General features: G+C 58.1%; 4 protein-coding genes. All 4 read left to right on the top strand.

The window, feature by feature from the left end; translation table 11 throughout:
* The coding region (locus tag KKA81_17485) for a cbb3-type cytochrome c oxidase subunit II (GenBank protein MBU2652723.1) at positions 1-434 on the top strand (434 nt) is incomplete at its 5' end.
* Between the two features lie 18 nt (positions 435-452).
* Positions 453-644 (top strand): CcoQ/FixQ family Cbb3-type cytochrome c oxidase assembly chaperone, encoded by a 192-nt coding sequence (locus tag KKA81_17480; protein ID MBU2652722.1) that lies wholly within the window; start codon positions 453-455, stop codon positions 642-644.
* Positions 644-1,318 (top strand): c-type cytochrome, encoded by a 675-nt coding sequence (locus tag KKA81_17475; GenBank protein MBU2652721.1) that lies wholly within the window; start codon positions 644-646, stop codon positions 1,316-1,318. Before KKA81_17480 ends, KKA81_17475 begins: the two co-directional genes overlap by 1 nt.
* Positions 1,315-2,165, top strand: an 851-nt coding sequence (locus KKA81_17470) for a 4Fe-4S binding protein (GenBank protein MBU2652720.1), incomplete at its 3' end; no start/stop codon positions are given. The genes KKA81_17475 and KKA81_17470, both read left to right, overlap by 4 nt.

The raw sequence follows: 2,165 nt of genomic DNA, 5'->3' as shown, positions 1-2,165 counted from the left end.
GAGAATATTCCAAGGCGGGCGAGTATGTTTACGACCACCCGTTCCTCTGGGGTTCCAAACGCACCGGACCGGATCTGCATCGGATCGGCGGAAAATATCCCGATGCCTGGCATTACAACCATATGATCGATCCGATCACGATGTCGCCCGGCTCGATTATGCCGCCCTACCCGTGGTTGGCCGAAAAGAGGGTTGATTTCAGCGGAACCGCCGGAAAGATCACGGCAATGCGCAAATTGGGCGTGCCGTACCCGGTCGGATACGAAGTTCAAGTGGCAGCCGACATGCAGGCGCAGGCGGTCGCCATTACCGGCGGCCTTCAGGAGGCCGGTATCGAACTCGACCCCACGACCGAACTGGTGGCGCTGATAGCCTATCTCCAACGACTTGGGGCCGACATCAAAGTGAAGCCCGGCCAGTCGGCGGGAATGTAGGAAGGAGGAGGCGAGAATATGTTTACGGAAGTATTGCAATCGATCGGCGGCGTTCACGTCTACCCGGTCCTGTCGCTTATCCTCTTTGTCGTGGCGTTTTCGTTGGTGGTCGTCTGGGCGCTGTCCATGAACCGAAGCGATGTCCAACGCTGGAGCCGCCTGCCGCTCGACAGCGGCGGCGATGAACCGTCTGATGCGGGAGATAGATAATGGCTGAATACGAAGATAAACTGCTCGATCACGATTACGACGGCATTCACGAGCTCGACAACAACCTCCCCCGGTGGTGGCTCTACCTCTTTTATTTCACCATCGTCTGGGGCGTGGTCTACATGCTGTACTACCACGTCTTCGACATCGGATACTCGCAGGTCGACCAGTACCGCCAGGAGATGGATCCGAACTATGTCCGCGTCGGCAGCGCCGAACATCGCTTTCTAGGTGTGTTGCCGGAGTATCACTCCCCGTACTACAGTGTGCGGCCCGAAGTCACTCCGGCGAGACTGTTAGCCATGTCGGGCAGGCCGGCCCGCCCGGTGATGATGACTGCCGCGACCGACACGATCACCTATGTCCGGTTGACCGATGAACCCGATCTCAAGGCCGGTAACGAGATCTTTGTCAAGAACTGTGCCCAGTGCCACGGTGATCAGGGACAAGGTGGGATCGGCCCGAACCTAACCGACAAGTACTGGATTCATGGCACCGATTACGGCACGATCGTGCGCAGCGTGAAATACGGTTATCCGGCGAAGGGGATGATTCCGTGGCTCGGTACGCTTTCGGAGGAACAGGCGATGAAAGTTGCGAGCTTTGTCTATACCCTGCGCGGCACGAATCCGCCCAATCCCAAACCGCCGCAGGGGGATTTGATCGCCGAATGAACGATTCGCACCATACGACCGACGACGATTTCCGCGATCACCTGGCGACCGCCGACAAAAAGGGACGGCGGGTGTGGGTCTTCCCGGCCAAACCGAAAGGGCGGCTGTATACCGCCCGGAGTATCGTGTCGGTCTTCCTGCTCGCTTTTCTGTTCGGGGCGCCGTTTATCAAAGCCGGCGGTCAGCCGATTCTGCTGTTCAACATTATCGAACGGCGTTTTATCCTCTTCGGGATCACCTTCTGGCCCCAGGACTTCATTCTGCTCGTCCTGGCGGCGATCACGCTGGTCGTGTTTATCATCCTGTTCACCGCCGTGTTCGGGAGACTTTTCTGCGGCTGGATTTGTCCGCAAACGATTTTCCTCGAGATGGTTTTCCGCCGTATCGAATACTGGATCGAGGGCGGCCCGAGCCGTCAGCGGCAGCTTGCCGGTCGCAAGTGGGACGAAGTCAAGGTGTTCAAGCGAACGGCCAAGCACGTCATCTTCTTTGCAATTTCGTTCTTGATCGGCAATACGTTCCTCGCCTATATCATCGGTATCGATCAACTCATCCGTATCGTCACCGATAATCCGGCGCGTCATGTCGGCGGTTTGGCCGCGATGTTTATTTTCAGCTTCCTGTTTTACGGCGTGTTCGCCTGGTTCCGCGAGCAGGCCTGTACCCTGGTCTGTCCCTACGGCCGCCTCCAGGGAGTATTGATAGACAACAACAGCATCGTGGTTGCCTACGACTACAAGCGCGGCGAACCTCGCGCGCCGATGCGCCGTGGGGCCGAGGAGCGCACCGCCGGTGATTGTGTCGAGTGCAACGCCTGTGTCGCGGTCTGCCCGACCGGTATCGATAT

The sequence above is a fragment of the Bacteroidota bacterium genome (assembly GCA_018831055.1).
Taxonomy (GTDB): domain Bacteria; phylum Bacteroidota; class Bacteroidia; order Bacteroidales; family B18-G4; genus M55B132.
Note: the sequence above shows the minus strand (reverse complement) of the source record. Positions and strands in the feature narration are given on the sequence as shown.

Excerpts from the sequence above, each read along its gene's own strand:
- KKA81_17480 (MBU2652722.1), top strand. The coding sequence starts at position 453 with ATGTTTACGGAAGTATTGCAATCGATCGGCGGCGTTCACGTCTACCCG.
- KKA81_17475 (MBU2652721.1), top strand. The coding sequence starts at position 644 with ATGGCTGAATACGAAGATAAACTGCTCGATCACGATTACGACGGCATT.